The organism is Allobosea sp. 2RAB26 (assembly GCF_052115465.1).
Lineage (GTDB): Bacteria > Pseudomonadota > Alphaproteobacteria > Rhizobiales > Beijerinckiaceae > Allobosea.
In genome coordinates, this window is sequence record NZ_JBFRGS010000091.1 from 1 (window position 1) to 454 (window position 454).

General features: G+C 68.5%; 1 pseudogene. It reads right to left on the minus strand.

The window, feature by feature from the left end:
• Positions 1–454, minus strand: a pseudogene (locus tag AB4118_RS34160) (HlyD family type I secretion periplasmic adaptor subunit); the annotation flags it as partial.

The window sequence follows — 454 nt, forward strand, 5'->3', positions numbered from 1 at the left end:
TGGCGACCTGGCGCGCCTCGAGGCCCTTCACCTCCTCGCCGGACTGGACGATGCTGATCTCGAGCTGTTCCTTGCGGCTTTCGCGGTTGGTGCGGTTGCCGTCGAACAACCGGGTCTCGCCCTGGATGATCTGGGCGGCCTCGTCGGAGAATCGGGCGAACTCGGCCGGGAAGGTGATCGCGGCGAGGTTGTCGCGCTCGGCGATCAGGCGGGCCTTGCGGCCGAGATTCTCGCCGAGCTGCGAGCGGATGATCGAGAGCTCGGCCTTGGTCTGGACATCGTCGAGCCAGAACAGGGTCTGGCCTGCCTCGACCCGGTCGCCCTGTCGCACCCCGATCGCCTGGACGACGCCGCCGTCGCGGTGCTGCACCTCCTTGAGGTTCTGATCGACCTTGATCGAGCCCTGGGCGATCACGGCGCCGTTGAGATGGGCGCTCGCGGCCCAGCCGCCGCA